14 protein-coding genes and 2 tRNA genes are annotated in these 15,887 nt (G+C 71.8%); 11 read left to right on the forward strand and 5 right to left on the reverse strand.

The window, feature by feature from the left end:
- Window positions 1-52 precede the first annotated feature (52 nt).
- From serS to G127AT_RS09395, 7 genes are all read left to right on the forward strand, one after another.
- Window positions 53-1,318 carry a serine--tRNA ligase gene (gene serS / locus G127AT_RS09365; protein ID WP_210896280.1) on the forward strand — a complete coding sequence of 422 codons (1,266 nt, stop codon included), beginning with the start codon at window positions 53-55 and terminating at the stop codon, window positions 1,316-1,318.
- On the forward strand, window positions 1,315-2,250 hold the full coding sequence (locus tag G127AT_RS09370) for an HAD family hydrolase (protein WP_210896282.1): 936 nt from the start codon (window positions 1,315-1,317) through the stop codon (window positions 2,248-2,250). Before serS ends, G127AT_RS09370 begins: the two co-directional genes overlap by 4 nt.
- A gap of 157 nt (window positions 2,251-2,407) precedes the next feature.
- On the forward strand, window positions 2,408-3,727 hold the full coding sequence (locus G127AT_RS09375) for an LCP family protein (RefSeq protein ID WP_210896284.1): 1,320 nt from the start codon (window positions 2,408-2,410) through the stop codon (window positions 3,725-3,727).
- A 116-nt stretch (window positions 3,728-3,843) separates the two neighbouring features.
- Window positions 3,844-3,928: transfer RNA gene (locus G127AT_RS09380), tRNA-Ser, on the forward strand.
- Window positions 3,929-4,148: 220 nt separating this feature from the next.
- Entirely contained in the window at window positions 4,149-5,342 is a 1,194-nt protein-coding gene (locus G127AT_RS09385; RefSeq protein ID WP_210896286.1) for an LCP family protein, read from the forward strand.
- Window positions 5,343-5,461: 119 nt separating this feature from the next.
- Window positions 5,462-5,550: transfer RNA gene (locus G127AT_RS09390), tRNA-Ser, on the forward strand.
- Between the two features lie 213 nt (window positions 5,551-5,763).
- Complete coding sequence (locus tag G127AT_RS09395) at window positions 5,764-5,985, forward strand: hypothetical protein (RefSeq protein WP_210896288.1); 222 nt, start codon at window positions 5,764-5,766, stop codon at window positions 5,983-5,985.
- A gap of 31 nt (window positions 5,986-6,016) precedes the next feature.
- Here the strand turns inward: G127AT_RS09395 and G127AT_RS16130 are convergent, their stop codons facing one another.
- The 3 genes from G127AT_RS16130 to G127AT_RS09410 are packed head-to-tail and all read right to left on the reverse strand — an operon-like array spanning window position 6,017 to window position 7,636.
- On the reverse strand, window positions 6,017-6,619 hold the full coding sequence (locus G127AT_RS16130; RefSeq protein ID WP_244857511.1) for a PIN domain-containing protein: 603 nt from the start codon (window positions 6,617-6,619) through the stop codon (window positions 6,017-6,019).
- 40 nt (window positions 6,620-6,659) lie between these two features.
- Entirely contained in the window at window positions 6,660-7,256 is a 597-nt protein-coding gene (locus tag G127AT_RS09405; protein ID WP_210896290.1) for a PIN domain-containing protein, read from the reverse strand.
- The gene (locus G127AT_RS09410) at window positions 7,253-7,636 is read right to left on the reverse strand and encodes a helix-turn-helix domain-containing protein (protein ID WP_210896292.1); all 384 of its coding nucleotides are present in this window, start codon (window positions 7,634-7,636) and stop codon (window positions 7,253-7,255) included. The genes G127AT_RS09405 and G127AT_RS09410 overlap by 4 nt, the downstream gene beginning before the upstream one ends.
- A gap of 160 nt (window positions 7,637-7,796) precedes the next feature.
- Here G127AT_RS09410 and G127AT_RS09415 point away from each other — a divergent pair, with 160 nt between their 5' ends.
- Both G127AT_RS09415 and G127AT_RS09420 read left to right on the forward strand, forming a co-directional pair.
- Window positions 7,797-8,933 carry a proline racemase family protein gene (locus G127AT_RS09415; protein ID WP_210896294.1) on the forward strand — a complete coding sequence of 379 codons (1,137 nt, stop codon included), beginning with the start codon at window positions 7,797-7,799 and terminating at the stop codon, window positions 8,931-8,933.
- Window positions 8,930-9,961: an ornithine cyclodeaminase family protein gene (locus tag G127AT_RS09420; RefSeq protein WP_210896296.1), complete on the forward strand. Its 1,032-nt coding sequence runs from the start codon at window positions 8,930-8,932 to the stop codon at window positions 9,959-9,961. The genes G127AT_RS09415 and G127AT_RS09420 overlap by 4 nt, the downstream gene beginning before the upstream one ends.
- 129 nt (window positions 9,962-10,090) lie before the next feature.
- Here the strand turns inward: G127AT_RS09420 and G127AT_RS09425 are convergent, their stop codons facing one another.
- A complete protein-coding gene (locus G127AT_RS09425; protein WP_210896297.1) occupies window positions 10,091-10,978 on the reverse strand; it encodes a ketopantoate reductase family protein in 888 nt (295 codons plus the stop codon).
- 81 nt (window positions 10,979-11,059) lie between these two features.
- Between G127AT_RS09425 and G127AT_RS09430 the strand changes: the two genes are divergently transcribed.
- Window positions 11,060-11,485 (forward strand): hypothetical protein, encoded by a 426-nt coding sequence (locus tag G127AT_RS09430; RefSeq protein ID WP_210896299.1) that lies wholly within the window; start codon window positions 11,060-11,062, stop codon window positions 11,483-11,485.
- 84 nt (window positions 11,486-11,569) lie between these two features.
- Here the strand turns inward: G127AT_RS09430 and ku are convergent, their stop codons facing one another.
- Window positions 11,570-12,409, reverse strand: a complete 840-nt coding sequence (gene ku, locus G127AT_RS09435; protein WP_210896301.1) for a non-homologous end joining protein Ku — start codon at window positions 12,407-12,409, stop codon at window positions 11,570-11,572.
- A gap of 128 nt (window positions 12,410-12,537) precedes the next feature.
- Between ku and G127AT_RS09440 the strand changes: the two genes are divergently transcribed.
- Entirely contained in the window at window positions 12,538-15,060 is a 2,523-nt protein-coding gene (locus tag G127AT_RS09440) for an ATP-dependent DNA ligase (RefSeq protein ID WP_210896303.1), read from the forward strand.
- The last annotated feature ends 827 nt before the right edge of the window (window positions 15,061-15,887 follow it).

Below are 15,887 nucleotides of genomic sequence, written 5' to 3' on the forward strand. Positions count from 1 at the left end.
CGGCATCCGCCCGCAGAGGGGCGTGTCGGCGGCCGAGACTACACTCGGAAGGGTGATCGATCCCGTCCTCCTCCGCGAGAATCCCGAGCTCATCAAGCGTTCGCAGGCCGCCCGCGGCGAGTCCGTCGAGCTCGTCGACGAGGCGCTGGCCGCAGACGCCTCCCGGCGCCAGGCGATCACCGCGTTCGAGCAGCTGCGGGCCGAGCAGAACGCCTTCGGCAAGCAGGTCGCGAAGGCGCCGAAGGACGAGAAGGCCGGCCTCGTCGCCGAGGCCCAGCAGCTGGCCGTGCGCGTGAAAGAGGCCAATCAGGCCGCCGGCGAGGCCGGCGAGCGCTTCGATCAGACCGTGCAGCGCATCGGCAACGTCGTCATCGACGGGGTCCCGGCCGGCGGCGAAGACGACTACGTCGTGCTCCGCGAGGTCGGCGGCATCCCCGCGTTCGACTTCGAACCCCGCGACCACCTCGAACTCGGCGAGATGCTCGACGCGATCGACATGGCCCGCGGTGCGAAGGTCTCCGGCGCCCGCTTCGACTATCTGAAGGGCGTCGGCGCCAGGCTCGAGCTCGCGCTCATGAACCTCGGGCTCGACCGTGCCCTCGCCGCGGGCTTCACCCCGCTCATCACCCCGACCCTCGTGCGTCCCGAGATCATGCAGGGCACCGGTTTCCTCGGCTCGCACGCCGAAGAGGTCTACTACTTGCCGGCCGACGAGCTCTACCTCACCGGCACGAGCGAGGTCGCCCTCGCCGGCTACCACTCGGGCGAGATCATCGACCTGGCCGACGGTCCGCTGCGGTACGCGGGCTGGTCGACCTGCTACCGGCGCGAAGCCGGCAGCCACGGCAAAGACACGCGGGGCATCATCCGCGTGCACCAGTTCAACAAGCTCGAGATGTTCAGCTATGTGCACCCCGACGAGGCCGAGGCCGAGCACGAACGGCTGCTCGGCTGGCAGGAGGGGATGCTGCAGGACCTCGGCCTGTCGTACCGCGTGATCGACACGGCCGCCGGCGACCTCGGTTCGAGCGCGGCCCGCAAATACGACGTCGAGGCGTGGGTGCCGACGCAGCAGGCGTACCGCGAGCTCACGAGCACCTCGAACTGCACGACGTTCCAGGCGCGCCGGCTCGACATCCGCCACCGCACCGAGAGCGGGAAGACCGCACCGGTCGCCACCCTGAACGGCACGCTGGCCACGACCCGCTGGCTCGTCGCGATCCTCGAGACGCACCAGCAGGCCGACGGTTCGGTCATCGTGCCCGAGGTGCTGCGGCCCTTCCTCGGCGGCCTCGACGTGCTGCGGCCGGTCGCATGACGGGCGCGGACGGCGGTACGGAGCTCGGTACGCATCCCGCCGGCGCGAGCGCCGACGGCCCCGACGGCGCGCATCCCGCCGGCAGCGAGCTCGCCGGCCGCGTCCGCCTCGGCGAGGCCGGGCGCCCCGAGCGCGAGGATCCGTGGTTCGTCGCCCTCGACGTCGACGGCACCGTCATGCACGAAGACGGCACCATCGACGCGTCCGTCGCCGAGGCGATCCGCGCCGCCCGCGCCCGCGGCCACATCGTGACGCTCGCCACCGGCCGTTCCTGGTTCACCACGAAGCCGGTGCTCGACCGCCTCGGGCTCGAACCCGAGTACGTGGTCTGCGCGAACGGCGCCATCACGATGGGTCGCGACGGTGAGGGGCCGGGCGGCTACTCGCGCGTCGAGGTCGAGATCTTCGACCCGACCGAGGTGCTGCAGCGCATCCGCGAATTCCTGCCGACGGGCCGCTTCATGGTCGAGCTCGCGAACGAGCACCGCCTGTACACGGAGGACCCGGGCGGCTGGAACCTCGAAGACGCCCGCCAGGTCGCCTTCGAAGAGCTGTTCGGCGTCGAAGCGACCCGTGTCGTCGTCGTCTCACCCGGTCACGACCTCGACGACTTCCTCGGCGTCGTCGAAGAGATGGGCCTGCACCAGGTCAGTTACTCGATCGGCTGGACGGCGTGGCTCGACATCGCCCCCGAGGGCGTCAGCAAGGCGACCGCCCTCGAACGCGTGCGCGGCTGGCTCGGCGTGCCGAACCGGCGGGTGCTCGCCGCCGGCGACGGCCGCAACGACATCGAGATGTTCAGCTGGGCCGGTTCGGCCGGCCGCGCGGCGGCGATGGGGCAGGCCCCCGCTGATGTGCAGCGTGCCGCCAGCGAGGTGACCGGCACCGTCGAGGAGCACGGCCTGGCATCCGTCCTCGACTCGCTGCCCTGATCTCACGCCGAAACCGCAGCCTGCGGCGGTAGGATCGCGCCCATCGCGTATTGGGGGTGCGGATGCCGGCGGGGGACGGTTCGCGGGGGAAGAAGGCCGTGAGGCGCTCGGCGACGAACACGTCGTCGTCTCGAGCGTGCCCGGACCGGCCGAGCCCGTGCGGCACGGAAGACTGCCCGGTCGCGGCGGGTTCGCCGCAGCGGTGCGCGTGACGGCATCCATCGCGGCCGTCGCCGTCGTCAGCGTCGGAGCCGTCGGCGCCTATGCGGCGATCGACCTCTTCGCCGGCGTCGGGCCCGGCCTCGAGCTCGGAAGCGAGCATCTGCTCGACGACGTGCCCGACATCGGAGCGATGGAGGGCGGCCTGAATTTCCTGCTCGTCGGCAGCGACAAGCGGCCCGAAGACGGCTCGTTCGGCGACGCCGACGTCGACTCGGGCGTGCTGAACGACGTCACCATGCTGCTGCACATCTCGCAGGACCATTCGCATGTCGAGGTCGTGAGCTTTCCGCGCGACATGTACGTCGACGTACCCGAATGCCCCGACCCGCGCGAAGACGGCGAGATGCTCGACGAGCAGTGGGGAGTGCTGCTGAACAGCGTGTTCAGCCACGGCGGTTTCGGCTGCGTGGCGCGCACGATCGAAGAGCTCACGGGGGTGCAGATCCCCGTCGGCGGCATCGTGGAGTTCGAGGGGGTCGCGGCCCTGGCCGAGGCCGTCGGCGGCGTCGAGGTGTGTGTGAGCGAGCCGATCGACGACCCCGACGCGAACCTCGTGCTCGCGGCGGGCATGCAGAAGATCAGCGGATACGAGGCGCTCGGCTTCCTGCGGACGAGGCACGGCGTCGCCGACGGCAGCGACCTCGGGCGGATCGCGAACCAGCAGTCCTTCCTCGCCTCCCTCATGCGCACCCTGAAGAGCGACGGCACGCTCGGCGACCCCGTCAAGCTGTACTCGATCGCGAAGGCCGTGACGAAGAACATGCAGCTCTCGGAGCGGCTGCGCGACCCCGGCACCCTCATCCCGATCGCCCTCGCGCTCGCCGACACCGACCTGTCGAAAATCGCGTTCATCCAGTACCCGACGGTCTACGCGTACGACGGCGTGCACGTCGAACCGGCCGAATCGGCGGAGGAAGTGAACGCCGCGCTCGTCGCCGACCGGCCGGTGCTGCTCGATCCGGATGCTCTGTCGAACGCCTCGTTCGGAACGGTGGATCCGACCCGGCCGACGACGGACCCGCCGGACGGGTCGTCGGACGCCTCCGGGGAACCCGGCGGCGACGCGTCGAATGCGTCCGACGGCTCGGGGGCCTCCGACGGCTCGGATGCCTCGGACGGCTCGACCGCGGATGAGGGCGACGGCGACGCGCCCGCCGGCGTCGAGACGCCCGAGCCGACCGTCTCGCTGCCCTCCGACGTGACGGGGCAGGACGCGACGCAGCTGCGCTGCACCGCCGCGAGTACCGGCTGGTGAGCCGGCTTCAGCCCCTTCACAGGGTCGCTTGAAAAGCTCGCGAAGGCACCTTCGGTTAGAATCGGGGCCTGCCGGACGGCCGTGCACCGCGTGAGCGGATGCCCGGACGACGGCGAGGAGGGCTGTCCGAGCGGCCGATGGAGCCGGTCTTGAAAACCGGTGGGCAGAAATGCCTCGTGGGTTCGAATCCCACGCCCTCCGCTTCGAGACCGAGTACGACCCGAGTACCCCCGAGTACGCGAGAACCCGAAGCACGGCCCGCCGATGAACCCGATCACGGCGGGCGAGAGCCCGAACACCCGAGCTCAGAGAGGACCCGAGTGAGCCACCCCGTCACCCCGGAACCCCTCCCGTCGGCACCAGGCACGGTCGCCTGAAGCGCCACAGCACGTGGAAGTCCATCGCCAAGGTCGCCGGCGCCATGCTCGGCGTCGTCCTGGTGTCCGGATCGGCGGTCGGCGCATACGCCGCGTGGGATCTCGCCAACACCATCAAGCCCGGTGTCAAGCTCGGCAACGAGGAGCAGCTCGCGAACGTCCCCGACATCGGCGCGATCGACGGCGGCGTGAACGTCCTCCTCATCGGCAACGACAGCCGCGAGGGGCAGGGCGAAGGCTTCGGCGACCCGGACGAAGAGACCGCCGTGCTGAACGACGTCACGATGCTCTTCCACATCGCGCAGGACCACAGCCACGCCTCGGTCATCAGCTTCCCGCGCGACATGGTCGTCGACGTGCCCGAGTGCGTCGACCCCGAAGACCCGGGCGGCGATCCGCTCTGGGAGCTGTACGACGTCAAGATCAACTCGGTGCTGTCGTGGGGCGGGATGCCGTGCGTCGCCCGCACCGTCGAAGAGCTCACCGGCACGTCGATCCAGTTCGCCGGAAGCGTGCAGTTCCTGGGCGTCGCGGCGCTCTCCGAGGCCATCGGCGGCGTCGAGGTCTGCGTCGCCGAGCCCATCGAGGATGAGCACACCGACCTCTACCTGCCGGCGGGCATGAACGAGCTGAAGGGCCTGCCGGCGCTGCAGTTCCTGCGGACCAGGCACGGCGTCGGCGACGGCAGCGACCTCGGCCGCATCTCGAACCAGCAGGTGTTCCTCTCCGCCCTCGCCCGCAAGGTGCAGAACGACGGCACGCTCTCCGACCCGAGCAAGCTGTACGGCATCGCGAAGGCGGCCCTGCAGAACATGGAGCTCTCGGAGGGCCTGCTCGACCCGACGACGATGATCTCGATCGCGCTCGCGCTGAAGGACGTGGACCTCTCGAAGATCCAGTTCATCCAGTACCCGACCGTCGGCAACGGCTCGGGCGGGCAGGCGCCCACCGAGTCCGCCGAGGTCGTGAACCTCGCACTGCAGCAGGACAAGCCGGTCGTCTTCGACGCCGAGGCGCAGCAGGACGTCAGCTTCGGTTCGACCGTGACCCCGGCCCCGCCCGCCGAGGGCGAGGCCCCGGTCGAGGAGGCCCCGGTCGAAGAAGAGGCACCCGCCGAAGCGGGCGCCGCCGACCCCGCCGTGCCGACCCCGACGGAAGAGGCGCTGCCGAGCGACGTGTACGGTCAGACGGCCGCCGAGGAGCGCTGCTCCGCCGGCCGCACGCTCGAAGACCAGTAGCAGCCCGCCCATTCGCGGCGCCGTTCTCGTTCGCGAGTGGATGCCGGGCCGCCCTCGAATCGACCACGCAGCCGCGACCGGTTATGATGGCAGTCGCGTGTTCCGCGAGGAGCGCGCATGGAGACGTCGCATAGTCCGGTCGAGTGCACCACCCTGCTAAGGTGGAGTCCCCGTAAGGGGACCGCGGGTTCAAATCCCGCCGTCTCCGCACAATCTTCTCCGGCACACGCCGTGTTCCCTCTCCGGCGGCGTGCTCGCAGATCAATGCGTCGCTGTGTACGGCGCACCGGGCATCCACCGCCCGAGGCATCCACCGCCTCGAGGCCCACGGCCCCGATATCCACTGCCCGAGGCATCCGCCCCGCGCACCATGTTCTTCCGCAGGCATCGCCGCCTGCCGTACCGAATCGAATCCACTCATATGAACACCAGTCCTTCGCTGCGCTGGCAGCGCGCCGATCACGAGGTGCACAGCGCCACGCTCGACGGCGAGTACGCCGGGCACGTCGTCGCAGACGGCGCCGCCTTCACCGCCTACGACCGCATCGGCCGCAAGGTCGCCCGTCGCGGCACCCTGCGCGGCGCGCAGCGTGCGCTCGATGCGGCCGCCCGGCGGTCGGCCCGCATGCAGCTGACGGTGTAACTGGCGGCTCAGTCCCGGCCGGGACCGCGCGTCAAGGCTCGCCGTCTGCGGCGGCGTCCTCCTGCCAGGGGTCGATCAGTTCGACGCCGGTGGCTGCGAGGTCCCGGGCGTTCCGGGTGGCGACGGCGGCGATGTATCCGTCGGCGGTCGGAAGCGGGGTGCCGGCAGCGCGAGCGGCAACGGCCATGATCGCGTATCGCCGTGCGGACTCCTGATCGAAGGCGAGCACGCGTCCGGGGAAGAGGGCGAGCAGCCCGTCGAGTGCGTGTGCCAGACGCTCCTTCCTGGCGCCTGCCGGAAGGGCGCCGATGCCGAAGAGCAGTTCGGCGAGGGTCACGCTCGAGATGTACAGAGTGTCGGCCGCTTGCGCATTGAGCCAGCCTACGACCAGGTCGGGTTCGGGCCGCATCGCATTCGACGGGTCGGCACGAGGGCGGCGCTCAAGATCTTTCGTCTTGGTGGTCGGCGGCGGGCTGCTGTTGATCCAGGTGGCGCGGACCGCCGCGGCCGGGCGGCTGAAGCGGAAAGGAACGACCATTCGGAACTGCAGCGCGCCCTGCTGCCGGTTCCGTTCCCGATGATCGCGATCGGCGTGGTCGCCGCGATGGTCGCCGTGGTCGCCCTGACCGCGCACGGTGCCCGTGTCGGCACGAGGGCGGCGTTCGAGGTCGCGGCTATTGAACGAGCTCGCTCAAGAGACGAGCGCCACTGACGGCCCCGGCGCGTCGTAGCTTGGCGAGCATGGATGCGTCGGTCGCCCCGGTCAGCCGGGATACGACCGTGGCATGGACGGAGGTCATCTCGCCCGGGAACTCCTCGATGAGGAGCGAGAGCAGTGCGTCAGCGGTCAGCGCTTCGATGCCGATCGCTGCGAGCTCGGTTGGCGGGAAGTCCTTGGTGTTGTCGGTGCAGATGATGTCGGCTTCGGCGGCGATAGCAGCCTCGAGGACGTGCCGATCATCCTCGTCGGGGAGCGGGATCGCCGCGACGGCCCGGCGAGAGGCCTCGTCGCTCGCGACTTCGGCGCCGGGGAACGCCGAAGACATGGCGGCGATGAGGCGCCGACCGGATGCGGCGTCGAACCCGGAGAGGTTCTTCGTGAGATGCTCGATGACTTCCGCGAGGATCGCCGCGCTCCATCGAATGCTGATGAGCTCCGCATCAGCCGCGTAGAGCAGATAGTCGCGGAGGACGCGGGAATACAGCACGTTGGCATCCGCGAGGACGACTCGGATCGGGGCGCGTTCGGGTTCGCGGTGGAATGAGGTCACTCCAGCAGGCCCAGTTCGTTCTGCAGTCGGGAAAGTTCTTCCATGGCCACGCGGCGGTGAGCGCGCTGTGCGTCGCGGTACACCTGGAGCGACTCGAGCGTGACCCGATGGTGAGTGCCGACCTTTCGGAACCGCAGGGCCCCCTCGTCCATGAGCTTGCGCACCTGCGGTCGTGAAATGCCGAGCAGGGCCGCGGCTTCGGCGGGTGTGACCTCACCCCCGCCGCGGGTGAGCACGACCTCCTGGCCGTTGGCGCGGGCATCCACGATGCGGGCCAACCATTCGGCGGTCTCGCGGGACAGGCTGAGTTCGACTTCGTCGCCCGAGGTATCGAGCGCGCGATGCAGGGCGTCGGCGTCGCGCGAAAGTACGTCGCTCATCGTTCATCCCCCTTCCAAATGCAATAACTGTAACAAGTGATCTGCAATATCTGCAATATCCGCAGCACGAACGCCCGACGCGGACCGGTAGGCTCGCCGTGCCCGGGGCGGGTGCCGGTCGGCATCCACTCGGGAAAGAAGCACGAGTCGTGAGGGAGCGATGGACGTCGAAGCGGTGCGCACGGAGGACTACCACACGGGCGGCGAGCCGTTCCGGATCGTCGCGGAACCGCCCGTGCCGCTGCCCGGGGCGACGGTCGCCGAGCGGCGACAGGCGGCGATCGCGGATGCCGCGGCGCAGCGCCTGCGGCGGATCCTGTGCTTCGAACCGCGCGGCCACGCCGACATGTACGGCGGATTCATCACCCCGCCCGACGACGCCGGCGCGCACTTCGGCGTGCTGTTCTGGCACAAGGACGGCTTCTCGACGGCGTGCGGGCACGGCACGATCGCGCTCGGCGCGTGGGCCGTGGAGACCGGCCGCGTGCCGGCCGACCCCTCGGGGGTGACCGAGGTCGTCATCGACGTTCCATCGGGGCGGGTGACGGCGCGCGTGCACCACGAAGGCCGGCTCGTCACGGCCGTCGACTTCGTGAACGTGCCGAGCTACGTCATCGCGACGGACGTGCCGGTCGAGACCTCGCGCGGACCGCTCCTCGTCGACATCGCCTACGGCGGAGCGATCTACGCCCAGCTCGATGCGGCGACCGCCGGGCTTGCGATCGAGCCCGCCCGCGCCGACGAGATCATCGCCCTCGGCCGCGAGATGAAATTGGCCCTGAACGACTCCGAGCATGCCCGCCACTCGGGTGACGAGCGGCTGAGCGGGGTGTACGGCACGATCCTGTTCGAGCGGTCGGGCGCCGAGAGCGCCGATGCGTCGGGTGCGGATGCCCCGGCGCACGGTGACGTGTCGGGCGCGGATGCCGGTGCTCGCGGTACGGGCGCAGACGGCGCCCCGGCGCGCGGTGCGGGCGAACCCACGGCATCCCGCCGCCTGCGGCAGCGGAACGCGACCGTGTTCGCTGACGGCGAACTCGACCGATCGCCGTGCGGATCCGGCACCTGCGCGCGCATCGCGACCCTCGCCCACCGCGGCGAACTGGGCGACGGCGACGTGCTCGAGCACGGCTCGATCGTCGGCTCGGAGTTCACCGCTCGCATCGCGGCGCGCACCCGCATCCACTCCCGCGACGCCGTCGTGCCCGTCGTCACCGGCATGGCCTACCGCACCGGCACGAGCGAGTTCACCGTCGACCCGCGCGACCCGCTGACGCCCGGATTCGTGCTGCGATGACCGGCCCCGTCTTCCTCGACGCCGAGCGCGTCGCCCGGGCGCTCGCGCCCGATGCCGCAGTGGATGCCGTGCGCGCCGCCCTCGCCGACGGACTCGACCCGGCGCTCGACGCCGCACGCATCCAGGTGCCGCTGGCCTCCGGGGAGTTCCTCCTCATGCCCTCCGGCTCAGTCACCGCCGCCGGCGTCAAGGTGCTCACGGTTGCCCCCGCGAACCCCGCCGCCGGGCTCCCGCGCATCCAGGGCCTCTACCTGCTCGCCGACGCCGCCACGCTCAGCCCGCGCGCCGTGCTCGACGGCGCCGCCCTGACGACGCTCCGCACCCCCGCCGTCTCCTTCGCCGCCGTCCGCGAGCTCCTGCTCGCCCCATTGGAGGTCCCATCTCCCGTCGGAGGTCCCGAATTCGAGCACTCCAGCGGGAGATGGGGCCTCCAACGGGGTGCGGATGCCGGAGGGCGGGCGCAGGGCGCGGGCGCCGCGGCATCCGCTCCGCTCGACGTCGTCGTCTTCGGCGCCGGACCGCAGGCCGAGGCGCACCTCGCGACCCTCCGCGCCGTGCTCGACGGGCGCCGCGCGCTCGGAACCGTCACCCGCGTCGCACGCCGACCGCGGCGCGGCGCCGTGGTCGCAGGCAGCGCCGAGGCATCCACCGCGCTCGCCGCAGCCGGCCTCATCGTGTGCGCGACGACCGCGCGCGAACCGCTCTTCGACGGTTCCCTCGTGCGCGCCGATGCGGTCGTCATCGCCGTCGGCTCCCACGAACCCGACGCCCGCGAGCTCGACGCGGCACTCATGGGCCGTGCCTCCGTCATCGTCGAGGACCCGGCGACCGCCCTCCGCGAAGCCGGCGACGTGGTGCTCGCCGTCGCCGAGGGATTCCTCGACCCCGCGTCACTCATCCCGATGCGCGACGTCGTGCGCGGCGGCGCGCGCCTGCCCGCCGGCCTGCCCGTCGTCTTCAAGAGCACCGGCATGTCGTGGGAGGACCTCGCCATCGCCGAAGCCGTCGCGAACGCGGCCGGCGCCTGAGCCGCGAACAGCTGGAAGCCGATGCCGGCCGCCGCGATGCCGAACAGTGCGAGCCCCAGCCTGAAGACGAACACCCCGAGCGGCTTCGCGGTGTGCGCGGTGCGCGGCGGGTGCGCCGCGGGTGCGCGGTCAGCGCGCCGCGAGCTCGGCGAGGGTCGCGTCGAGGGCGGGGGTGCGGATGCCGTGGGCGCGCGCGGCCCGGGCGACGGCGCCGCCGATCGCGTCGAGCTCCGTGGGGCCGCCGGCGGCGAAGTCGTGCTGCAGGGAGGAGCGCATGCCGGCGGGCATGCCGTGGACGGAGGCGCGGAGCTCACCGGCATCCGTCGGCACCCCCTCGGCGCTCGCGACGGCGGCGATCTCTTCGATCAGCGCATCCGCGAGTCCCGGGTCGGCCGCGAGGGCCTCGCCGATGCCCGTCTCGGTGCGCGAGGTCAGCAGGGCGAAGGTCGCGAGGAAGCGGAGCTTCGTCCACAGCACCTCGGCGTCGGTGCCGGCCGCGGTCACGGCGACCCCGGCGTCTGCGAGCGCCGTCGCGATCGGCGAACCCGCCGCCCGCTCGGGTACCGTGACGCGCGCGAAGGAGCTGCGGTGCTCGAGCACCGTCGGCTCGGTGCGGGCCGCCTCGATCGTGATCGCGGCCCCGATGACGTCGGTGCCGGGCAGCGCCCCGGCGAGGGCCGGCAGGTGGTCGACGCCGTTCAGCAGCGTGAGGACCTCGGCCGGGTGCGCGGCGGCCAGCTGCGGGATCACCTCGCCCAGGGCATACGCCTTGACCGCGAGGATCACATGCGCGCCCGCCGGCACCTCGGTGACGGCGGGGACGTCGGAGATCCACTCGCCGTAGCGGCCGCTCGTGATCGTGAGCCCGCGCTCGGCGATGCGCCGCGCGGACGCCTCGCGTGCGACGACCACGACATCGGCACCGGCACGGCGGAGTAGGGCCGCGAGAAGGCCGCCCACGGCCCCCGGGCCGACGACGGCGAACACGGGCTGGGGCTGGGATTCGGGGGCGGGCATGCGGCCCAGTGTAACCGCGGCCACGAGGGGTGTCGGACGGCCGGTTTAGACTGGGCGGAGCACTGTATTTGGGGGAATCACATGCGATCCACACGACCCGTACTCGTGGCGCTCGCCATCGGCGGCGCATTCCTGCTGAGCTCGTGCGCGAGCGGGCAGCCGGCCGAGACCGCCGCACCCTGCGACGAACTGAAATCCGAGGTGCGCGACATCTCGAACGGCACGCAGAACATGCTCGCGGCGATGACCGATCCGGCCGAGGTCACCGAGTACCTCGAGACCGCCCAGGGCCGCATCGAGAAGCTCGCGCAGAAGTTCGGCGACGACGACCTCGTCTCGGGCGCGCTGTCGAAACTCGACGACGCCATCGCCGGGGCCGCCGAAGCCGTCGCCACGGCGCCCACCGTCGACCCCGACGCCGAGACGTCCGAACCGGTCGACTTCAGCGCCGAGGAGACCGCGATCCAGACCGCCGCCGCCGAAGCCTCGGAGGCCTGCGCCGGCTGAGCCCGCCGTGCGGGCACGCGGGCCGTGAGTGGATGCCGTGGGCGCGCCGAGCGCCAGGGGCGCCGCGCCCGGGCATCCACTCGCTCAGGCGCCCTTGCGCGATTTCGACTTCGGCTTCGACCCGCCCGACGTGCTCTTCGCACCGCGGTTCGACGCGATCGACTGCTTCAGGGCATCCATCAGGTCGATGACCTCGGCGCCCTCCTCCTCGGGCTGCTCCCCGAACGTCGCCGCCGTGTCGATCGCGTCGCCCTGCTCGAGCTTGGCGTCGATGAGGGTGCGCAGCTCCTGCTGGTATTCGTCGACGAAATCGTCGGGTTCGAAATCGCTCACGAGGCTCTCGACGAGCTGATTCGACAGGTCCAGCTCCTTCTTCGTGATCTTCGGCGTCTCGTCGAGTTCCGGGAACTCGGCCGCACGCACCTCGTCGCCCCACAAGAGCGTCTGCACCATCAGCACCTCGCCGCGCACCCGCAGGGCGGCGAGCCTCGTGCGCTGCCGCAGCGAGATGCGCACGATCGCGGTGCGGTCGGTGGACTCGAGGGTCTCGCGCAGCAGCGCGTACGCCTTCGTCGACTTCGAATCCGGGGCGAGATAGTAGGCGCGGTCGAAGAGGATCGGGTCGATCTGCTCGTTCGGCACGAACTCGACGACCTCGATCTCGCGGCTGCGTTCGACGGGCAGCTCCTTCAGATCGGCGTCGGTGAGGATGACGGTCTGCTCGCCGTCGTCGTACGCCTTGGCGATGTCCTTGTACTCGACCGTCTTGCCGTCGATCTCGCACTTGCGTTCGTAGCGGATGCGGCCGCCGTCGGCGGCGTGCACCTGATGCAGGGCCACGTCGTGGTCCTCCGTGGCGCTGAAGAGCTTGACGGGCACATTCACGAGTCCGAATGTGAGCGCCCCTTTCCAGATGGCTCTCATGGTTCCAGTACACACCGGTTCCGTCGCCGGCGGTAGGGGCGGTGCTCGCGGCATCCGCACCCGGCACTCGGCGCCGCCCGCGCCGAGCGGTGCTCGCGGCATCCACCCCCGCACGGCAAGATGAGGGTATGGCGGCGGTGCAGGGGGGCCCGCGCCTCGTCGACGTCGACGGCCGGCACCTCAGGCTGACGAACCTCGACAAGGTGATGTACCCCGAGACGGGAACGACCAAGGGGGAGGTGATCTCCTACTACGCGGAGATCGCCGCCGTGATGCTGCCGCACGTCGCCGGCCGGCCGGTGACGCAGAAGCGCTGGGTGCACGGCGTCGGCACGGCGGACGAGCCCCAGCAGCCGTTCTTCGAGAAGGCGATCGAGGCGTCGGCGCCGGAGTGGGTGCGGCGCGGCGTGATCCACCACTCGGACGGGCCGAAGACGTACCCGGTCGCCGGCGATCGGGCGACGCTCGTGTGGCTGGCGCAGCAGGCGGCGCTCGAACTGCACGTTCCGCAGTGGCGGTTCGGGCCGGACGGCGAGCCCGGCACCCCGGACCGGCTCGTGCTCGACCTCGACCCGGGGGAGGGGATGGGGCTCGCCGAATGCGCGGAGGTCGCGCGCCTGGCCCGGCCGATCCTCGACGGGATGGGGCTGGACCCGGTGCCGGTCACGAGCGGCAGCAAGGGCATCCACCTGTACGCACGGCTCGACGGCTCGTGGACGAGCGCGCACGTCTCGGAGGTCGCCAAGGAGCTCGCCCGCGCCCTCGAGGCCGACCATCCCGAGCTCATCGTGTCGAAGATGATCCGGGCGATCCGCGCCGGCCGCGTGTTCATCGACTGGAGCCAGAACAACGCGAAGAAGACGACGATCGCCCCGTACTCGCTGCGGGGGCGGCTGCGGCCGACGGTCGCCGCGCCGCGCACCTGGCGCGAACTCGCCTCGCCGAAGCTCAGGCATCTCGAGTTCGGCGAGGTGCTTTCGCGGGTGGATGCCCGGGGCGATCCGCTCGCCGCCGTCTCGGCCGGTGCGGGGCCGCTCGCGCCGTACCTCTCGATGCGCACGGCCGGCGTCACACCGGAGCCGATGCCCTCGTCGCCGGGCGCGGCCGGGGGCGGGGCGCCGGGTTTCGTCATCCAGGAGCATCACGCCAGGCGCCTGCACTACGACTTCCGGCTGGAGCGCGACGGGGTGCTGAAGAGCTGGGCGGTGCCGAAGGGCATCCCGGCCGACCCCGCCGAGAACCACCTCGCCGTCGAGGTCGAAGACCACCCCCTCGAGTACGGCTCCTTCGAGGGCACCATCCCGACGGGCGAGTACGGGGCCGGCACCGTCCACATCTGGGATTCGGGCACGTACGACACCGAGAAATGGCGCGACGACGAGATCATCGTCACCCTGCACGGCCGCACCGGGGGGCCGCTCGGCGACGCCCGCTTCGCGCTGATCCGCACGAGCGCGGGCGCGAAGCCGCAGTGGCTGCTGCACCGCACGAAGGAGCAGCCCGGCGCGGGGGCGGCGCGGTCGACCCGCGGCGGCGGTGCGTCGGGGAAATCGGGCGACACGCTGGGTTTGGATGCCGCGGGGCGGCGTGTCGGGGCGAGCCCCCGACGGAGCGGCGCGGGCGCGGGTGCTGCGTCGGGCGGCGCCGGCCGGGGCGGGCGCCCTGCGGCATCCACTGCGGGCACGCGCGTGCCGGCCGTCGGGCACCGGCCGATGCTCGCGAAAGCCGCCACGCTCGCCGAACTGCGCGGGCGCGAGTGGGCGCTGGAGTACAAGTGGGACGGCATCCGCGCCCTCACCCGCCTCGCCGGCGGGCGGGTGCGCGCGATCACACGCAACGGCAACGACGTCACGGCGGCCTACCCGGAGCTCGCGGCGCTCGCCGAGGTGCTCGACGCCGACGGCGTCGTCGACGGCGAGATCGTCGCGGTGGATGCCGCGGGGCACCCCGATTTCGGGCTCCTGCAGCAGCGCATGAACCTCGCCAGGCCGGGCGACGTCGAGCGGGTGCGGCGCACGGTTCCGGTGCGCTACTACCTCTTCGACGTGCTCGAGATCGCCGGCTCCGAGGTGACGGCGCTGCCGTACACGGAGCGGCGCGCACGCCTCGAGGCGCTCGTCGCCCGCACCGACGGGGTGATCGCGGTGCCGCAGCAGGCCGGCGGCAGCCCGCGCGCCGCGTTCGAGGAGGCGGCCCGGCTCGGCCTCGAGGGCATCGTCGCGAAGAACCCGGCGTCGCCGTACCGCGACGGGCAGCGTTCGGGGGAGTGGCTGAAGATCAAGCGCACGCGCACACAGGAGGTCGTCATCGGCGGGTACCGGCCGGGTCGCGGTGGACGATCCGGGCGCATCGGCTCGCTGCTCGTCGGCATCCCCGGCGCGGACGGGCTGGAGTTCGCCGGGCGCGTGGGCACGGGGTTCAGCGAACGGGAGCTCGACCGGCTCGGCGGGCTGCTCGAGCCGCTCGTGCGCGGGTCGAGCCCGTTCGTCCAGGTGCCGCGGGCCGAGGCCTCCGACGCGGTGTGGATCGAGCCCCGGCACGTCGGCGAGATCGAGTTCTCGGGGTGGACCCGCACCGGTTCGGCCAGGCAGCCGTCGTGGCGAGGGCTGCGCGGCGACAAGTCGCCCGACGAGGTCGTGCGGGAGTCGTGAGCCGCGGGCGGCCGGGATCGCGCCCCGGCCCCGGAGTCGGCTCCGGAGTCGGACCCGGACGCGGAGTCGGCGTCGGCCCCGGTCCCTGAGTCGGCCGCGGCCCCGGAGTCGGCCCCGGTCCCGGAGTCGGCCCCGGACGCGGATGCGGACTCGAGGCAAACTCGCAAACCTACTCCGCCGTGCGAGCGCGGGTCAACCCCTCGCGCGATCCGATTCCCCGTCGTACGCTGAAGGGGATACGGGGTGCGGCGGATCGGGGGGATCGCCGCACCCCGCTCTCATGCCCGGCGCCCCTCGGCGCTCTCATGCCCGGCCGCCCCTCGGCGCACCGCGCCCCGGCATCCACCCGCTTCGCGCACCCGCTTTCTTCTGCGCAATGCAGGAGTGCGATCGTGTCGTGGGCGGTCCTGCCGCATGGGTGGGTGCGACACGCCGTGCGCGTTCCTGCATTGCGCAGACCACAGTGCGGAAAGCAGGGGGTGCATGCGGGAGCAGCGGGCTCCGGCATCCACTCCGGTCGCACCGCGCCCCGGCATCCACTCCGGTCGCACCGCGCCCCGGCATCCACCCGCTTCGCGCACCCGCTTTCTTCTGCGCAATGCAGGAGTGCGATCGTGTCGTGGGCGGTCCTGCCGCATGGCGGGTGCGACACGCCGTACGCGTTCCTGCATTGCGCAGGAAATGGCTGAGGAGGCGGCGGCGCAGGGGAGGCGGCGCAGGAGCAGCGGCGGCGGTGCAGGGGAGGCGGCGGTGCAGGGGAGGAAGCGGCGGATGCCGCGGGGCGCAGCGGATGCCGCGGGGCGCAGCGGATGCCGCGGGGCGCGGCG

Source organism: Agromyces archimandritae (assembly GCF_018024495.1).
Classification (GTDB): Bacteria; Actinomycetota; Actinomycetes; order Actinomycetales; family Microbacteriaceae; genus Agromyces; species Agromyces archimandritae.

Coding starts and splice junctions, on each gene's coding strand:
- G127AT_RS09440 (WP_210896303.1), top strand. CDS start 12,538: ATGGCGGCGGTGCAGGGGGGCCCGCGCCTCGTCGACGTCGACGGCCGG.
- G127AT_RS09385 (WP_210896286.1), top strand. CDS start 4,149: ATGCTCGGCGTCGTCCTGGTGTCCGGATCGGCGGTCGGCGCATACGCC.
- G127AT_RS09415 (WP_210896294.1), top strand. CDS start 7,797: ATGGACGTCGAAGCGGTGCGCACGGAGGACTACCACACGGGCGGCGAG.
- G127AT_RS09420 (WP_210896296.1), top strand. CDS start 8,930: ATGACCGGCCCCGTCTTCCTCGACGCCGAGCGCGTCGCCCGGGCGCTC.
- G127AT_RS09395 (WP_210896288.1), top strand. CDS start 5,764: ATGAACACCAGTCCTTCGCTGCGCTGGCAGCGCGCCGATCACGAGGTG.
- G127AT_RS09430 (WP_210896299.1), top strand. CDS start 11,060: ATGCGATCCACACGACCCGTACTCGTGGCGCTCGCCATCGGCGGCGCA.
- G127AT_RS09425 (WP_210896297.1), bottom strand. CDS start 10,978: ATGCCCGCCCCCGAATCCCAGCCCCAGCCCGTGTTCGCCGTCGTCGGC.
- G127AT_RS09370 (WP_210896282.1), top strand. CDS start 1,315: ATGACGGGCGCGGACGGCGGTACGGAGCTCGGTACGCATCCCGCCGGC.
- ku (WP_210896301.1), bottom strand. CDS start 12,409: ATGAGAGCCATCTGGAAAGGGGCGCTCACATTCGGACTCGTGAATGTG.
- G127AT_RS09410 (WP_210896292.1), bottom strand. CDS start 7,636: ATGAGCGACGTACTTTCGCGCGACGCCGACGCCCTGCATCGCGCGCTC.